This window comes from Mesorhizobium sp. LNHC229A00, from assembly GCF_000502415.1.
Classification (GTDB): domain Bacteria; phylum Pseudomonadota; class Alphaproteobacteria; order Rhizobiales; family Rhizobiaceae; genus Mesorhizobium.
In genome coordinates this window covers 1-509 of sequence record NZ_AYWQ01000164.1, presented here as the reverse complement: position 1 = coordinate 509, position 509 = coordinate 1, and the positions used below count along the sequence as shown (strand labels likewise).

The 509-nt window shown below is 58.5% G+C and carries 1 protein-coding gene; it reads left to right on the top strand.

The annotated features are described in order from the left end of the window. Positions 1–254 (top strand): helix-turn-helix domain-containing protein (locus X742_RS140195; protein WP_023775679.1); only part of this gene is annotated, 254 nt, incomplete at its 5' end. Positions 255–509: the final 255 nt, after the last annotated feature.

Sequence of the window (509 nt, the reverse complement as noted above, 5' to 3'; positions counted from 1 at the left end):
TCGCAGCGATCAATGGAATGATGCTCGACATGCTCGCGGCTATCGCCAGGAAGGACTATGAGGACCGGCGTCGTCGTCAGTCGCAAGGTATCGAGAAGGCTAGGCGCAGCGGTCTTTATCGAGGCCGACCTGAAGACGCGAAACGCAATGCGGCTATCGTGAAAATGCTTAAGGACGGGCAAAGTTGGAACAGTATTGTTTCCGCTACCGGTTGCTCGCGATCGACACTCAGCAGGCTCGCAAAAAGAGCCTGATCCCCTATGCCGATTGTCGACGCTGGGCGCAGGCTAATCGGAGGCACTCCAATCGATGGCCTTTGCCAACTCGACATTGCGAACCGTAGTGGTATGGCGCTGCCGCCGGCGTCTTGGCATGGTCGGTGTTGGACGGTCTCGGCATGCTGATGGCCAGTGACCTGCTACTGAACTGTCATCCAGCTGCGATTAGAGCCTCGACCGTTTTTGTTACGCCTTGTGGCGCGGGTTGAGCACCGGCGGAGGCGCGGAGCC